This is a genomic window from Helicobacter ganmani (genome assembly GCF_003364315.1).
Taxonomy (GTDB): domain Bacteria; phylum Campylobacterota; class Campylobacteria; order Campylobacterales; family Helicobacteraceae; genus Helicobacter_D; species Helicobacter_D ganmani.
In genome coordinates this window covers 85,525-100,894 of record NZ_NXLS01000006.1, presented here as the reverse complement: position 1 = coordinate 100,894, position 15,370 = coordinate 85,525, and the positions used below count along the sequence as shown (strand labels likewise).

Annotated in this window: 15 protein-coding genes, 1 tRNA gene and 1 pseudogene; 10 read left to right on the top strand and 7 right to left on the bottom strand. The window is 34.8% G+C overall.

The window, feature by feature from the left end:
• Nucleotides 1-52: 52 nt before the first annotated feature.
• Nucleotides 53-631 (top strand): phosphoglycerate mutase family protein, encoded by a 579-nt coding sequence (locus CQA43_RS06665; RefSeq protein WP_115551840.1) that lies wholly within the window; start codon nt 53-55, stop codon nt 629-631.
• Nucleotides 632-644: 13 nt separating this feature from the next.
• Here the strand turns inward: CQA43_RS06665 and CQA43_RS06660 are convergent, their stop codons facing one another.
• The gene (locus CQA43_RS06660; protein WP_115551839.1) at nt 645-1,961 is read right to left on the bottom strand and encodes an MATE family efflux transporter; all 1,317 of its coding nucleotides are present in this window, start codon (nt 1,959-1,961) and stop codon (nt 645-647) included.
• 329 nt (nt 1,962-2,290) lie between these two features.
• Here CQA43_RS06660 and CQA43_RS06655 point away from each other — a divergent pair, with 329 nt between their 5' ends.
• The 3 genes from CQA43_RS06655 (at nt 2,291) to CQA43_RS06645 (ending at nt 4,132) form a co-directional block, all read left to right on the top strand.
• Nucleotides 2,291-2,755, top strand: coding sequence for a hypothetical protein (locus CQA43_RS06655; RefSeq protein WP_115551838.1), 465 nt, complete (start codon nt 2,291-2,293; stop codon nt 2,753-2,755).
• A 46-nt stretch (nt 2,756-2,801) separates the two neighbouring features.
• The gene (locus CQA43_RS06650) at nt 2,802-3,305 is read left to right on the top strand and encodes a methylated-DNA--[protein]-cysteine S-methyltransferase (protein ID WP_115551837.1); all 504 of its coding nucleotides are present in this window, start codon (nt 2,802-2,804) and stop codon (nt 3,303-3,305) included.
• An 80-nt stretch (nt 3,306-3,385) separates the two neighbouring features.
• Nucleotides 3,386-4,132 (top strand): DNA adenine methylase, encoded by a 747-nt coding sequence (locus CQA43_RS06645; RefSeq protein ID WP_115551836.1) that lies wholly within the window; start codon nt 3,386-3,388, stop codon nt 4,130-4,132.
• Between the two features lie 178 nt (nt 4,133-4,310).
• Here CQA43_RS06645 and CQA43_RS06640 read toward each other — a convergent pair whose 3' ends face one another.
• The 6 genes from CQA43_RS06640 to CQA43_RS06610 all read right to left on the bottom strand — a co-directional run bounded on the left by CQA43_RS06640 (nt 4,311) and on the right by CQA43_RS06610 (nt 8,470).
• Nucleotides 4,311-4,883 carry an ImmA/IrrE family metallo-endopeptidase gene (locus CQA43_RS06640; protein WP_115551835.1) on the bottom strand — a complete coding sequence of 191 codons (573 nt, stop codon included), beginning with the start codon at nt 4,881-4,883 and terminating at the stop codon, nt 4,311-4,313.
• 3 nt (nt 4,884-4,886) lie between these two features.
• The gene (locus CQA43_RS06635) at nt 4,887-5,282 is read right to left on the bottom strand and encodes a hypothetical protein (RefSeq protein WP_115551834.1); all 396 of its coding nucleotides are present in this window, start codon (nt 5,280-5,282) and stop codon (nt 4,887-4,889) included.
• 80 nt (nt 5,283-5,362) lie between these two features.
• Nucleotides 5,363-5,995, bottom strand: coding sequence for a S24 family peptidase (locus tag CQA43_RS06630; protein ID WP_115551833.1), 633 nt, complete (start codon nt 5,993-5,995; stop codon nt 5,363-5,365).
• A 315-nt stretch (nt 5,996-6,310) separates the two neighbouring features.
• On the bottom strand, nt 6,311-6,784 hold the full coding sequence (locus CQA43_RS06620; protein WP_115551831.1) for a hypothetical protein: 474 nt from the start codon (nt 6,782-6,784) through the stop codon (nt 6,311-6,313).
• Nucleotides 6,785-7,362: 578 nt separating this feature from the next.
• Nucleotides 7,363-7,438, bottom strand: a tRNA-Phe gene (locus tag CQA43_RS06615).
• Nucleotides 7,439-7,537: 99 nt separating this feature from the next.
• The gene (locus CQA43_RS06610) at nt 7,538-8,470 is read right to left on the bottom strand and encodes a hypothetical protein (RefSeq protein WP_115551830.1); all 933 of its coding nucleotides are present in this window, start codon (nt 8,468-8,470) and stop codon (nt 7,538-7,540) included.
• 125 nt (nt 8,471-8,595) lie between these two features.
• Here CQA43_RS06610 and panC point away from each other — a divergent pair, with 125 nt between their 5' ends.
• From panC to CQA43_RS06585, 6 genes and pseudogenes are all read left to right on the top strand, one after another.
• Nucleotides 8,596-9,441, top strand: a complete 846-nt coding sequence (gene panC, locus CQA43_RS06605; RefSeq protein ID WP_115551829.1) for a pantoate--beta-alanine ligase — start codon at nt 8,596-8,598, stop codon at nt 9,439-9,441.
• Nucleotides 9,442-9,522: 81 nt separating this feature from the next.
• Nucleotides 9,523-11,211: an ABC transporter ATP-binding protein/permease gene (locus CQA43_RS06600; protein WP_115551828.1), complete on the top strand. Its 1,689-nt coding sequence runs from the start codon at nt 9,523-9,525 to the stop codon at nt 11,209-11,211.
• 166 nt (nt 11,212-11,377) lie between these two features.
• Nucleotides 11,378-11,717 (top strand): annotated as a pseudogene (locus CQA43_RS09745) (molybdopterin-dependent oxidoreductase); the annotation flags it as partial.
• Between the two features lie 278 nt (nt 11,718-11,995).
• On the top strand, nt 11,996-12,991 hold the full coding sequence (locus CQA43_RS06595; RefSeq protein ID WP_115551827.1) for a glycosyltransferase family 2 protein: 996 nt from the start codon (nt 11,996-11,998) through the stop codon (nt 12,989-12,991).
• A gap of 4 nt (nt 12,992-12,995) precedes the next feature.
• On the top strand, nt 12,996-14,204 hold the full coding sequence (locus CQA43_RS06590; protein WP_115551826.1) for a glycosyltransferase: 1,209 nt from the start codon (nt 12,996-12,998) through the stop codon (nt 14,202-14,204).
• Nucleotides 14,205-14,213: 9 nt separating this feature from the next.
• Nucleotides 14,214-15,368: a glycosyltransferase gene (locus CQA43_RS06585; protein ID WP_115551825.1), complete on the top strand. Its 1,155-nt coding sequence runs from the start codon at nt 14,214-14,216 to the stop codon at nt 15,366-15,368.
• Nucleotides 15,369-15,370: the final 2 nt, after the last annotated feature.

The following is a 15,370-nucleotide window of genomic DNA, read 5'->3' as shown; positions in this document are numbered from 1 at the left end:
AAAAAAGCATTATAGAATCTTGCGTGATTTCATTGCATAATAGGAGTGAGATTTGGATTTTTTAGAACTTGCCAAAGAAAACCAACAAAAAGCCTTTGAAGTGATAGAGCAAACCAAAGTTTTGGAGTGTTGGCAAAGCATAGGTGCGGAGATTAACTGCATTGGCTCACTCAAAATGGGCTTACTTTGCAAACATCTTGATATTGATTTCCATATCTACACGCCCACACTTGAAGTTACCCGAAGCTTTGACGCAATGGCAAAACTCGCAAACAATCCTAAAATTATCCACATAGAGTATCGCAATCTTTTGGAGCAAGAGGATAAGTGTTTGGAATGGCACGCATTCTATCAAGACGAGCAACTTTGGCAAATAGATATGATTCACATTGTGCAAGGCAGCAAGTATGCGGGATATTTTGAGAGAGTGGCGGAGCGTATTTTACAAATAATGAGCGAAGCACAAAAAGAGCAGATTCTAAAGCTTAAGTTTGAAACGCCAGATAACCTTAAAATTGCAGGGATAGAATACTATCAAGCCGTGCTACAAGAAGGCATTACGGACTTTACAGAGTTTATGCAATGGCACAAATCTCACCCGCAAAACGCTATTGTAGAGTGGATTCCTTAATAGGCAAGTAGAATCAAAATTTTAAAATTCTTTTGAGTAGCACAAAGCTTAAGACAATACAAAGCAAATCGCCTACAAATGCAGCGCACCAAATGCCATTAAGCCCAAAAAAGTAAGTTAAGACAAAAAGGCTACAAAGTGGTGCAAAACAACCTTGCACCAAAGTAATTAAGAGAGAATAAGAGGCTTTGTTAAAAGCGGTGAGAAAAGAGCTTACGCATACATTAAACCAAGTGATACAATAATTGAGCGCATATAGGTTCAACGCAAAAGCACTAAAGATGATAAAATCTTGATTGGTTTTTTCTGTGAAAAGCTCAATGAGGCTTTCACTCCATAGCATAATAGCTATAAAAACACCAAAACAAAGCAAAAAAGCGGTGCTAAGGATAGAGAGGATAAGAGATTTTAATCTTGCTTTGTCCTTTTTAGCGTAATTGTAGCTTAGTGCGGGTTGCATACCCTCGCATAGGCTCATAATAAAAGCGATAATGAAAGTATCAATATAAAGTATAATAGAAAATGTCGCTACACCACTTTCTCCAGCGAGTTTAAGCAATAAAAAATTTGCGACAATCGTTAGGATTGAGCCTGAAATATTGCCCAAAAATACAGAACTTCCATTGTAAAAAATGTTTAAAAAGGTTTTTAGCTTAAAAAGAATCCTGCTAAATTTTAGCTCCACATTACCAAAAATAAAAGGCAAAAATCCCAAAATTGTAGTCAAAGCCAAACTTATACAAAGAGCAAGTGCTGATGAAAACAACCCCCAGCCAAGCACTACGATAAACAAATAATCCAAAAAGATATTGCAAAGCGCCATAAGAATGTTGATAAACATACTATACATATTTTTGGCGCAAATTCGCAAATAATTATCCAAGGCGAAATGAAACGCAATAAGCGGTGTAAAATAGATAAAAATACTCACAAAATCTTTTGCCTTTACTTTTGATAGGTTGCTAATATCTAGCAAATCTATTAAAAAAGGTGCAAGGAAAAAGGCACACATTGCCATAAAACAAGAGAAAACAAAGGTAACAACTAAAGAAGTGCTAAACAGAATGGAAGCCTCTTTTGACTTCCCTTTGCCCAAAGAAAGGCTAATGAGCACAGAGGAGCCAATGGCAATCATATCTGTAAGTGCAAAGCTAATGATGACAAAGGGCATAATAAGCCCCATAACTGCTAAATCTTCGCTGCCTAAAAACTTGCCTACAAAGATACCATCAATAATGTAACATAAAGAAAGAAACACGCCACTTATGCAATGAGGCAATGCACAACGCACGAGCAAATACAAAGGGTGTTTTGTAAAAATATTGGACATAGGATTCCTTTTTGAGATTTCTAAAATTTAAATAAGAAAAATCAAAAAGCTAATGGGGACTTTGAGAAGCAAAAAGATAGGAAGAAAATTTACAAAGATACAAAGAAAAGAATAATGCAAAAAATAAAGACAAAAATAGCATAACTCAACCTTCATAACTAATGTAAAATTCAAGAGAGCCATTCTAACAAAGCAATCTTAATCTCACTTAAAGAATCTTTTTAGGGCAAATAATGCAAAATCGCACTTGCAATCTTTATAAAAAGCTATAAATTCCAAGCTATTAAATATATTTTGGTAAAATTTTCTTAAGTTTAAGGAGAGGCGCAATGAAAAGGTTAATGATATTATGTTTTGTTAGCTTCGGCTTTATAGATGCTGCACAGAGGCTTGATATACAATGTGAAGTAGGATATAGAGAGAAAATATGTGGTGATGATTATTCTTGCGAAGCTTCAAAGTGTTGGATAAACAACACAGATATTCTCACTGCGTTTAGAAATGATTTAAGGTTTTGGATAGAAAGCGCACAAAGAAGAGAAAGGGCTAATGAACCACAAACACAACTTTATCAAAAAGCTTTGTTGCAAGATTTACCAAATATCCAAACTACAAAAAGAGTAGAAATAAAAAACAAGTATGGTCAAACTTGTTTTATGGATATAAAGCGTCCAAATCAAAATACTTTGGAAATAAGGTATAATGACTGCTCTGATGAATCAGATTTTAAGAATACATATCAACAAAATGGACAAAAAGTAGAAATTATAGAAGACGGGGATAACGGAGCTTAGGAGCAAAATCGTTTCATCATTACCTTTGATTATATGTGGAGTTTTAATGATTTATACGCAGCAATTCCACTCACCGCTTGGCACAATCGCACTTGCAAGTGATGAAAGCACACTACTTGGCTTGTGGTTTGAGGGGCAAAAGTATTTTACATTGCCAAAAGATTGTGTGCAGGAGCAAACGCCGATTTTAGCCCAAACGCAACAATGGCTAGAGATTTACTTCAGCGGAGAGATTCCACATTTCACTCCGCCTCTAGCTCCACTTCATACGCAAAGCACACCTTTTAGAGAATCTGTATGGACAATCTTACGCACAATCCCCTATGGACGCACGATAACTTACAAGGAGATTGCACAAACTCTCGCTTGCCAAAGAGGCATAGCCAAAATGTCCGCTCAAGCTGTGGGCGGTGCAGTAGGAGCAAATCCTATCGCGCTACTTATCCCTTGCCACCGAGTGATTGGGAGTGATAAAAGCCTCACAGGTTATGCGGGAGGTTTGAAACGCAAAGAGTGGTTGTTGAAGTTTGAGAGTGGCGACAGGGCTTAAATATATCCATTGGGCTAGTTCAGTCGCAAATTTCATTAAATTGCATTTCAAAGATTTGCACACTCTGCCCTTACGCAAAAATGGCAAAGGAGATTGTAGAGAGAATGCCTGAACACTCTTGCTATTGTGAAGTGTTTGCAGGTAGTCTTTCTGTGCTTTATGCTAAAGAACGTCCTTTTGCAAAATATAATGAGGTAGTAAATGATTGGAATGCAGATTTAATCAATCTACATAGAATCATTCAAACACGACCGCAGAGTCTCCAAATAGAATTAAATAGAATGCTAAGTGGTAGAGATTTTTTCTTAGATTCTAAAGTCAAGACGCCAAGAAACAATATAGAAAAAGCTGCACTCTATTTTTACTCTATCGTGCATAGCTTTGGGGGCAAGAGAGATAATTATGCAATGTGCAAAAAGGCAAGAAGCCCAAAGAATATTTATAAGAGCTTTCAAGTTTATGCACAGAGGCTAAAGCCTGTAAGTATTGAGAATCTTGACTTTAGAGATTTTATTAAGCAATACGATAGTGATACTACATTCTTCTATCTTGACCCGCCCTATGTAGGAACAGAGAATTATTATAAGAATAAGAAAACCTTTAATTTGAAAGACCATAAGGATTTATGCAAGATTCTAAAGAGTATCAAAGGTAAATTCCTATTAAGTTATAATGATTGTGAGCTTGTTAGGAATCTCTATAAGAACTTTACCATAGAAGCCCTAGAAACACATTATAGAATCAATATGCAGACACAGAATGTCAAAAGAAAGGAGTTGTTAGTGAGGAATTATAGGGGGATTTTAATCTTTAAGCTTATGAGCTAGATTGCCTTGTATATTTTTATTTCGTTCAATCTAGCTCATTACGAAACATAAAAAAATTAGATAGAATTTCAAACTAGAAACATAAAGAGAAATATAGGCATGTCGTTTCGCTCAAGCTATTGTTTTGCAACAATTTCATTTATATCTTGAATGAAGTCTATTTTCACAAAAGAACTTCTTAGATTTTGTCCTTATCAATATAACCCAAATTTACAAGTCTCCATTTCATTGCTTCAAAGGATACTCTAAATCTATTCGCCATTCTTTGTATGACTTGTTTTAAACTTAAATCCTTAAAATCATCTACCTGAGTTAGCTTTTTTGCCTCTTGTGCGATAAAATTTGCAGGCATTAAAAATTGCGCTGCAAAGGCATTTGCCTTTGCCTCTATTGGATTATATTTATTACTACGATAGAGCGTTTCATAATTATCATTAATGGGATCTTTATACTTTTCTATATTCGGTAGTATATCATTAACAATGTGCCCCAATTCGTGTGCCAATGTAAAATTCTGTCTATTTTCCGACACAGAATTATTTAGCCAAATTTCAGGATAACCTTTACTATTTAAATATACAGAACCATCAAAAGCTAATCTGTCCCATTCCAATTTTTCATCAATTTTTATATGCAGTTTATCGCATAAAATAGACTTTATATCTACAGGAACACTATGAATCTCCAAAGTTTCTAAGATTTCTCTAGGATTTTTACCCAAAAGAACATTTTTTAAATCTTGTATGGTCATAGCTTACTCCTTTTCTTTAAATTGACTTTTAATATTATTATTCTCCTCTATTATATCGTCATTTTGAGAAATATCAGTATTTATAACTTGTCTCGAATCTAAAACATTTTCAATCTCGTTTTGTATTAAATTTAAAAAACGATTTTTAAACTCTTCTCTTTCAACTATACATTGTATAAACTTTTCCAAAACCAAAGGATTTTCTGACGCATTATCTAGTATTTTATTAAATTTTTCCTTAAACTCTTCACTGTTTTGTTTTGATAAAGTTCGCTGTAAATAAATCGCATATCCACCAATTACAAGAGTTATTATTGTTGCTACTACACCAATGCCTGTAATGGTAACACCCATTAGGCTTGCAACTTCACTATTTGTTAGTCCAAGAATACTTGCCATATAAATACCCCTATTAAAAAGTATATAACAAATTATAGCAATATATCAATAAAATATTTAAGAGGCATATTTAATATTCCTTAAATCTCTTGCCATACCCCTACCACTCTCCCCACAATCAAATATTCCCCATTTTGAAAGAATAAGTCTTGATAGGTTGGATTTAAAGAGTGCAGAATCACTCCATTATCTTTTAGAATCACTTGTTTGACAAACAATCCCTCATTGGTATTAATTACAAAGATTCCTTTGTCTTTGAGAGTTGCTTGTCTATCAATGAAGCAGAGTGCATTGTCTTTAATGAGAGATTCCATAGAATCTCCCTTGCATTCTATGATTTCCCATTTGGGATTAATCTTGAGTTTTTCTAGTAATGTGATAGGAAAAGGAATCTCCTCTATACTTACAAACTCATTAATCCCTCCACCTCCTAAAGAAGCATTTGTTTTATAGAGTTTTAGAATCTTATATTTCTCTTCGCTTCCTAAGCTTTCTTTAGGAGAGCTTCCAAAAAAGAAGTAATTGATATTAATCTTTCTTTGCTCTAGGAAGTTTAGGATTTGTTTATAAGGAATAGAGTTTCCAAACTTCATACTATTAAAAGTATCAGGGTGTATGTTTAAGGCTTTGGCTATATCAATAGATTTAATTCTTGTTTGCCCCTCACTTGCCAAAATATCCTTTAGCTTTTCTATAATCTCTTCCATTTCCATAATAATCCCCAATAATTATTTTATATTAAAAGGAATTTAGCATAAAAATTAGAAAAAGAGGAAATAGATTTTGAAACGAAAGGGGGGGTTGCTAAAATATAGAAGTAAATCACCCCTCATATTCAGGGTGAAATTCTCCTTTTGGAAAATTTAAAAAATCTTTTGGCGAAGCAGGATTTAAATGTTTTAAATCAACAGGTATATTAAAGATGCCAATATTGTGCATAAAAATACTTAAGCTACTTAGTGGCAGTGTAGCACTTGCGTTTGATTGTTGGCTTTGTTGCAAAAAATTGAAGATAGTTTCGGACTCTATTATTTTTTACACAGAGGATAAACTTCATCTTTGATAAACTGCTTATTTTCCTTTATTAACTCTTCTTTTATTTTATTATTTTTACAAATTAAAGAATGGAATCTGCTACTAAGTGCTAATCTATATCTAACTCCATAATATTCTTCATAGGCAAATAAAATTCTTTCATCATTCAGCCTCTTTACATTGGATGCTAATTGCATTATCAAATCATCAAAACGATTAATAATCTGTATGCTTTCAAAGTCAAGTTGCGGATTTTGGATAATAAGCATTCCATTGAGGGGTAAAAACATATTCCTGTATGCGTTAAAAATAATAAACTTATCCAAAGGCATTGCTTCTTTGAGCATTCTTTTTAGCCTCCGAGTTTCTTGCCATTCTTGCATTTTAGGATTTAACAAAGCCCCCAAGAAAACTCCACCTAAAGTTCCACAAACACCAATCAAACTAGTCCAAACATTAGAATCCATTATTTCTCTTTTTCATTTTTAGTTTGAAATTTTATCCAAATTTAACTCCAGATTCAAATAGATAAATAAAATATAAATTTTAACAATAGCTTAATTTTTCCATTTTAAATCAAACCACTTCGTTTTTAAATGGAAAAACCTTGATTTAAAATGGCGTTTTATAGTCTTTAGAAAAATAAGAATTCTTATATATTGTGATTAGAAATGCCCTCTACCTAAAATCCACAATATCAATCTTGCCCTTTAAACTTTTACTAGCGCAGATTTTGCATTGTAGAAAGTGAGAAGATGAGGAATCTAAATGGAAGAAGATATAAAAACCAACCCAAAAGAGGATTGGCTAGTTGGGTTTAAACATTTTATCTTATTGAATGTTCTTCGCGGACGGGGGGGATATCCGCAATGAAGAAACATTACACCAAAAAGTGCAATCGGCATTTTACTCATAAATTATAAAATTAAAATAAAATTTTGCAAATTTTGATAAAAAATAAAATAATTTTTATTCATTATCGTTTGATAAGTTTAGGGAAAGAAATAAAACTAAAATATAATGTGGAAAGCCTAAAAGTAATAAGTGGTGGCTCGAGGCGGAATCGAACCACCGACACGGAGATTTTCAGTCTCCTGCTCTACCGACTGAGCTATCGAGCCACTTAAAGCGGAGTTGTAATTCTATCTTAAAATTTTTAATAACAACTTAAATCCTAACTCCAACATAAAATCTGTTGATACAATTTATCACAAATAAAGTTATCCTAATTTTTTCATCAAATAGGCTTGCATACCTTTCGCGCTACAAAATGCACGCACATTTTCATAACCATAAAAAAATGCGAGCTTAAAAAATTCCTCAATTGCATATTCATTTGCCTTTTCTACTAGAATCATTCCTCCACTTCCCAATCTTTTGTGTAAAGATAAAAAATCTTTTTTACAGCGGAGATTCCAAGCTGTTTCATCTTCTACAAAAGCGCTCATTAGTTGTTCTTTGCTGATGTTGTGAAACCACATTTTTAATAGGTTTTTACTGAAATATTCGCGCACATTGAAGCGATAGGGAGCATAATGTGCCAATTTTACTTTTGTTCCTTTTAAAATCTCATCTAGCTCTTTTTCATCGTGCAAAAATTCTGGGGCGGATTTGTGCAAAAGCAAAAGCCTCATAGGATCCACTTCACTAAAACTAATTTTATATTTTTTTAAAATAAAATCTTTTATGTCAATGTATTCAAGCTCTTCTAGTTCTCCCTTGCTTGTTTTTGGCATTCTAAGCGCTTCCGCGCTTAAGTATTTAATCCATAGATTAATCGCATCTTTTGGCTCACTATCTAAAAATAAACGAATTGCCATTGCTTCATTATAGGTTCTAGGGTGAAGAAATTTTTTCACTCCACAATCTGGAAAATCTCCTACTACCTTAATTTCACTCAAGCGAGTTTTGATTCCGGCTAAACTTGGATAAAAAAAGTCAGCTTCAAAATTAATTCTTACTAACGGGTTGTTATCATAGATTAAACATTGACGCTCATTAATTGCTAGTTCAAATACAAAGTTATCCGCACTCATATAAGGCAGAATCACTTTGTCTCCGGGCTTGGTATAAGTTGAAATGATTTTTTCGCTTAAACCTAAAAAATCCCAATCAGAAATCTTGACCAATTCTTTTAGTTTTTGTGATGGCACATCAAAACCTTCTTAAGAATAAATTTTTATTAAGATTTTAGCATATTTCTATGTTTTTTTATTTATTTTTTAACTCTCTCATCGCATAATTCGCGCTTCATTTCCTAAGAATTTAAAGGAATCGTATGCAAATATTCACCACTACGCAAGATTTGCGCACCTTTATCTGTCAATTTAAATCTCAAAATCCTCAAAAAACAATCGGCTTAGTTCCGACAATGGGAGCTTTACATAAAGGGCATTTATCCCTGATAGAAGCAAGTCTTACAGTCTGTGATTGCACTATTGTTTCTATTTTTGTCAATCCAACACAATTTGGAGAAAACGAGGATTTTAATCAATATCCTCGCAAAAAAGAAGCTGATTTGCACATTTGTGCTAAAGCGGGTGTAGAGATTGTCTTTATGCCCGAAGTTTCCCAAATGTATCCGTTAGATTCCACCTTGCAAACAACTTTCAACGCTCCTGCAGCAATGGCAAATGTGCTAGAGGGCAAAACGCGACAAGGACACTTTAATGGCGTGCTTCAAGTTGTTTTAAAGCTTTTCAATCTTGTGCGTCCGGACAAGGCATTTTTTGGGCGTAAGGACGCGCAACAATTACTCATTATTCAAAAAATGGTGCAGGATTTATTTTTACCTTTAGAGATTGTGCCTTGTCCTATTGTCCGTAACGAAGAAGGGCTAGCATTAAGCTCACGCAATGCGTATTTAAGTCCAAGCGGAATCACACAGGCTTTACGAATTTCAGCTTCTTTAAATGCCGTAACTAAAGCAATTATGCGCGGCATTAAAGATTCTTATGAGTTAAAAAGAATTGCTTTAGAGGTGCTAGAGGGATTAGAGGTAGAATATCTTGTCATTGTCAATCACGAATTACAAAATATAGAGCAAATTCAAAAAAATTCTACCTTGATTCTCGTTGTAGTGCGAATTGAAGGGGTTCGCTTATTAGATAATTTATGGTTTTAATTTTGCCTCTTATTAGGATTCTGCTCTTTAAGGCACAAATTGGTAAAATAATGCCATTTATTCTTTAAAGTCTCATAGGTTATGTTTTCAAAACTTAGATTTATCCTATCGCACCAAGACCAACATTACATTTATGGAATGCTACTACTCTCCTTGTTAGTGTCCTTAATTGAACTCATTGGAATCTCTGCAATCGCTCCTTTTATCGCTGTGGCAAGTGATTTTAGCTTAATTGAAAGTAAAACTTATTTTGCCTTTGTTTATCATTTTTTACATTTTGATTCTCCTTATGAATTTGTTTTGTGTTTTGGCATTGTTTTATTGGTGTTTTATGTCTTCCGTAGTTTGATTAATCTCCTCTATCAACATCTTTTAGCGCGTTTTACCTTTGGACGCTATCATTTGATTGTGGAGAGATTGTTTAGGAATTATTTGGACATTAATTATGAGGATTTCATTACAAAAAATACAAGCCATTTAACCAAAACCATTACAACAGAAGCACATAATTTTACTATCTTACTTGCTGCTTTTTTGTTTATGACTTCCGAAGTTTTCGTTGTGCTTTTAATTTATGGCACTTTATTATTTGTGGATTTCAAAATTACGCTTGGCTTGACCTTCGTCTTAGCGATTTTGGGATTCCTTCTAGCGCGAGGAATTGCATTAAAAATCAAAAAGCAAGGACGAGAAAAGGAATCGCATCAAAAAACTTTTTTTGAAACACTTAGCTCAAGTTTTGGGAATTACAAAATCATCAAACTTCAAAGTGATTCCGACTCCATTTGGCGGAATTTTTCAAACTCTTTAGAGGGATATTCTTTGGCGAATATCAAAAATCAAACTTTTTTTCATATTCCGCGCTTGAGCTTGGAAGCACTTGGCTTTTGTATGATGATTCTTGTTGTGTTATATTTGTTAATTCAAAACCCCAACAATGTAACAGGTTATTTGCCCTTATTGTCTATGTATGTGTTAGCACTCTATCGCCTTTTGCCCTCTATCAACCGCATTTTGGATTCTTACAATAAGATTCTTTTTAATTTTCGCTCCTTAGAAATCATTTATCAAGACTTAAAAATGCAAACCCAAGATTTAGGGGAAGAAGAAGTCAAATTTGAACGAGAAATTAGACTAGAAAAGCTCTCTTTTGGCTATCAACAAAAATGCGTGTTACAAGAAATCAATCTTACCATTTGCAAGGGAGAAAAAGTCGCGTTTATCGGAGAATCAGGAAGTGGAAAAAGCACTTTAGTAGATTGCATCATTGGCTTGCTTTGTCCTCAAAATGGTGGTATTTGGATAGATGATGTTAAACTAGAGAAAACAAATCTAAAAAGTTGGCGCAAAAAGATAGGCTATATTCCACAAAATGTTTATTTATTTAGTGGGAATGTAGAGGACAATGTCGCCTTTGGAAGAGAATTGGATAAAGAAAAAATTATCTCTTGTCTAAAAAGTGCCAAAATTTATGAGTTTTTGCAAACCAAAGAGGGCTTAGAAACACAAGTAGGGGATGGCGGAATCGCACTAAGCGGGGGGCAAAAACAACGCATTGCGATTGCGCGCGCACTCTATGGAGAACCAGAGATTCTTGTGTTAGATGAAGCTACAAGCGCGCTAGATACAGAAGTGGAAGCAAGAATTATGGAAGAAATTTATAAGATTGCAAAGGACAAAACCTTGCTTATCATCGCACACCGCTTAAGCACGATTGAACATTGTGATTCTATCTATCGCCTACAAAATGGCACTTTGAAGCTAGTTTAGGCTTTGACTGCACTTAATGCAACAAGTTGATTGCTCTAAGATTCTACCAAACTTCAAATAAATCTTAATCTTAAATTTATATATATTTGAATCCATATAACTAAAAGTTATATAATCCACAACTTAATTATTTATTTGGGGTGCAGACCCTCTTAACACACTAAGAATCTTTTGGACGCCAACAGAAAAATGGCGGACATCGTAATCCTTACAACAAGCTCTTATGAGAGAGATGACTTGACGATGGCGGGAGATTATTCTAATATGCAAATTGTGTTGATGAAATAGGCAGTAGAGCCTTTTGAAGGGAGTCGTGATGATTATGCGATTTTCTCTGACTTGTGTAGAGAGTATGGCGAGAAAGTGTATAATGCCTATACCAAGAATGGCAAAAGTGCGAAAGATTTTATCAAAAAATATTACAAAGTTCCTTGCGCCAAACACACTCCTATGGTAGTGAGTTTGCTACGCCAATGCCAAGCTTTGATGAATTTTTGAAGAAAAATACACAAGAGAATTACCTGAAATTAGCGCATTTGGTGAGCCAAAAATCAAAGATTAATTTAGAATCCCACAAGGATAAGCCAATATTTTGCTTATCCTTGTAGTTTAGGATTCATCTTATTGTTTTTGATTCCTTGTTTTTAACTCTCATTATTTCTTAATAAAATTAAAATGTGCTTTTGGTAAAATTAAAATTTGAATAAAAAGTGTAAAATAACAAAGGTAAATGTTGTGTTTTGGTGTTTTTAGCCGATATTGCAAACAAAAAGGAGATTGGGTAATGGAAAATTTCAAAGAATTTAACATCAAAGACCTACCACAAGAATTTAGCGAAAAACTCCTTAGTGAGATTCCAGATAACCCAAATTTCCCAAAAGTTAGCGTGATTTTGACAACTTACAATCGTGAATATTTTTTTACAGAATCCATTGAAAGCATTTTAGACCAAGATTATCCTAACTTAGAAATTATCGTAAGTGATGATGGTTCAGAGGACAACACCTTTAGCATTGCAAGCGAATATGCAAAAGATAATCCCCATATCAAAGTTGTGCGCAACGCAAGAACGCATGGAAGTGCAGGGAATCGCAACAATGGTTTAGATTATGCAAGTGGCGAACTTTTATTGCTTTTAGATGATGATGATTTATTATTTAAAGAAGCTATTTCGCAAATGGTAGAAGTCTATTTGCGCTTTGATAAACAATATGGTATTATCATCGCAAATTGCACAAGAAGTGATGACGGATTCCTCTCAGGACAAGGACTAGACGAATCGCGTGAAATTGGTTTCCAAGAAGTGCTTGCGGGGTGTTTAGACGGAGAGTTTGTAACTTTGTTTGAGCGCAAACTACTTGGACAGAGGAGATTTAATGAAAATTTACAAAGAGGCAATATGGGGCTTTTATGGCTAAAACTCCACAAACAGCGTCCGTGCTATTATATTCATAAGCCTTTGAAATTTTATAGAATCCACGCAGAATCTCTCACGCAGAGCTTGAAATATAAGCCTTTGGAAATGGTAAAAAATTATGAGCAAGATATTTTGCTTTTTTATAAAGAACGTTTGAAATATTGTCCCGCACATTTAGCTAAGCTCTGTGCCACAGCAGCATTACTTTACCGGCAAGGAGGGAACCGCAAAAAGGCATTTAAAAAGATTCTACAAAGTCTAGCAATCTATCCAAATTGGCTTGCATTGCAGGTTTTTGCTTGTCTTTTTTTACCTATTTCTTTCTTGCCAAAACTAAAAATTCGTCAGAGGGTAGAGAAATAATTCAATGAAAAAAATTAAAATCTTATTAGCAATTCGGTCTTTAAATTTTGGTGGAGCGGAGAGGCAATGGGTGCTTCTTGCGCAAGAGCTCGCCAAGCGTTCGGAGGTAGATTTGCGTCTTTGCACGCTTTATAGTGGCGGACGCCTAGAATATGAAATTACAGGGATTCCACATATTTGTTTGCATAAGAAAGGGCGCAAAGATATTGGATTTTTGTTGCGCTATCGTAAAGTGATTAAAGATTTCCGACCGGATTGTATTTATGCCTTTATGCCTGAAATGAATATTTTTAGCCTTTTTTGTGGTGCATTTTTGGGCGCAAAAGTAGTTTTTGGATTCCGTTCAAGTGCGATTAATTTAAACAATCTCTCCCTTGCTTCTAAGCTATATTTTTATACACAGAAACTCTTAAGTCGTTTTGCTGATGCAATTCTTTGTAATTCCTATGATGCACTTAGCTTTTATCAAAAAAAGGGCTATTATATGAAAAAAGCATTAGTGGTTTATAATGGGATTGATACGACGCGATTCCACCCTAGAGAGATTACAAGATTCAAAAAAGAACTTGGAATTCAAGAGGACGCATTTGTTTTTGGAATCGTCGCACGAATGGATAAAGTCAAAGATTATCCGCTTTTTGCACGCACTGCAAAGGAAATGATAGAATATTCTAGAACACAACAAGGTGTAGAGGTTACTTTCATCTCTCTTGGAAAATGCGAAGAAAGAATCCTAAAAGACTGCCTAAAGATTCTAGGGGATACACAACGCAATGTCCTATTTTTAGGAGCAAAAAATGATGTGGAAGCCTATTATCCACTTTTTGATTGTATCCTTTCTACTTCTTATACGGAAAGTTTTTCAAACTCTATTGCGGAGGGAATGGCGTGTGGTTGTGTGCCAATCGTAAGTGATGTGGGTGAGAGTAAAGTTATTGCGGATTTTGGACAAAATGCCTATGCGTTTCTTTTCCCTCCAAAAGACGATAAAAGCGCGTTAGAATGCCTAAAATCTCTCTACACCTTGCAGCATTCAGACAAGCTAGAATCCCTCAAAGCACAATCGCGTGCGCAGATTGTAGAAAAATTTAGCGTAGATTCTATGGTTTGCACAACTTTAAAGATTCTGACTTCTCTTGCGCAATCTGTTAGTATAGAAATTTTAAAAGTAGAATTGCACAACAACAATGAGACAAAATCTCCAAAGGATTAAGTTGTTACGATGAAACTTGTGATTTTGCTTTATTCTTTGGGGGCTGGAGGAGCGGAACGCATTACCTCACTTTTGTTGGAGAATCTGGCAAAGGAATATACAATCACGCTTGTTTTGCTGGAGGATATTCAGCATTATCCTCTAAATGTGCAAAAAATCATTTTGGGGCGGAACCGCACCACAGAAAGCGGGATTAAAAAACTCCTCAAACTTCCTTTGCTTGCATTCAAATATCGCAAAATTATTCGAGATTGCGAGATTTCACTTTCTTTGATGACACGTCCAAACTATATTAATATTCTAGCAGGTATGCTTTGCAAATTAACACGCAAAAGCCCTAAAATCTTAATTTGTGAGCGAAGCTATCCAAGCAAGCAATATGGTTATTCCAATCTTTCCTCTACGATAAATCGCAAGTTGATTACATTGCTTTACAACAAAGCAGATAAAATCAGTGCAAATTCTCCACAAAATCTCGCGGACTTGGTAGAAAATTTTGGAATCGCACAAAAGAAAATCACCTTGCTTTTAAACTTTTTTGATTTAAACAAAATCAATGCACAAAGTCGTGAGGATTCCACATTAAAGGAGCAAATCTTGTCAAGCAAAGTGCGTGGGAGATTTGCTTTTGTCAGTATTGGGCGACTAGATAGCGGTAAAAATCATCGCTTGCTTGTGGATTGTATGCAATACTTTAAGGACAAGGCGGATTTGTTTATCTTTGGCGAGGGAGAGAAAAGAAACGAGCTAGAAGCACAGATTTTGAGCTTGGGTTTAGAATCTTGTGTGCATTTGCTCGGACGCACTCCAAACCCTTACGCGCCTTTGAGCGTTGCAGATTGTTTCGTGTTTGCTTCCAATCACGAGGGTTTTCCTAATGTGCTTGTAGAATCCCTCGCACTTGGGATTCCACTTTTGACAACTGATTGTGCGCCCAAAGAGATTTTAGAGCCACTTGGCGAATTTATAGACAATCAAAAGCATTGTGAAATTTGCAAGGGAGGCATTCTTGTCCCCCTTAATGACAAAGAGGCTTTTAGCGAAGCTATGCGCTTTATTTATGCGCAACCCCATTTTTTCTCTCCAAGCAATCTCCAATCTCAAGCGCGTAAATTTGCCATAGAATCGCAACTACCGCACTATAAGCAATGGATTTTTGAATAAGG

Bases quoted from the DNA above. Each gene is read 5' to 3' on its own strand.
- CQA43_RS06660 (WP_115551839.1), bottom strand. From the start codon at position 1,961: ATGTCCAATATTTTTACAAAACACCCTTTGTATTTGCTCGTGCGTTGT.
- CQA43_RS06655 (WP_115551838.1), top strand. From the start codon at position 2,291: ATGAAAAGGTTAATGATATTATGTTTTGTTAGCTTCGGCTTTATAGAT.
- CQA43_RS06650 (WP_115551837.1), top strand. From the start codon at position 2,802: ATGATTTATACGCAGCAATTCCACTCACCGCTTGGCACAATCGCACTT.
- CQA43_RS06645 (WP_115551836.1), top strand. From the start codon at position 3,386: ATGGCAAAGGAGATTGTAGAGAGAATGCCTGAACACTCTTGCTATTGT.
- CQA43_RS06640 (WP_115551835.1), bottom strand. From the start codon at position 4,883: ATGACCATACAAGATTTAAAAAATGTTCTTTTGGGTAAAAATCCTAGA.
- CQA43_RS06635 (WP_115551834.1), bottom strand. From the start codon at position 5,282: ATGGCAAGTATTCTTGGACTAACAAATAGTGAAGTTGCAAGCCTAATG.
- CQA43_RS06630 (WP_115551833.1), bottom strand. From the start codon at position 5,995: ATGGAAATGGAAGAGATTATAGAAAAGCTAAAGGATATTTTGGCAAGT.
- CQA43_RS06620 (WP_115551831.1), bottom strand. From the start codon at position 6,784: ATGGATTCTAATGTTTGGACTAGTTTGATTGGTGTTTGTGGAACTTTA.
- panC (WP_115551829.1), top strand. From the start codon at position 8,596: ATGCAAATATTCACCACTACGCAAGATTTGCGCACCTTTATCTGTCAA.
- CQA43_RS06600 (WP_115551828.1), top strand. From the start codon at position 9,523: ATGTTTTCAAAACTTAGATTTATCCTATCGCACCAAGACCAACATTAC.
- CQA43_RS06595 (WP_115551827.1), top strand. From the start codon at position 11,996: ATGGAAAATTTCAAAGAATTTAACATCAAAGACCTACCACAAGAATTT.
- CQA43_RS06590 (WP_115551826.1), top strand. From the start codon at position 12,996: ATGAAAAAAATTAAAATCTTATTAGCAATTCGGTCTTTAAATTTTGGT.
- CQA43_RS06585 (WP_115551825.1), top strand. From the start codon at position 14,214: ATGAAACTTGTGATTTTGCTTTATTCTTTGGGGGCTGGAGGAGCGGAA.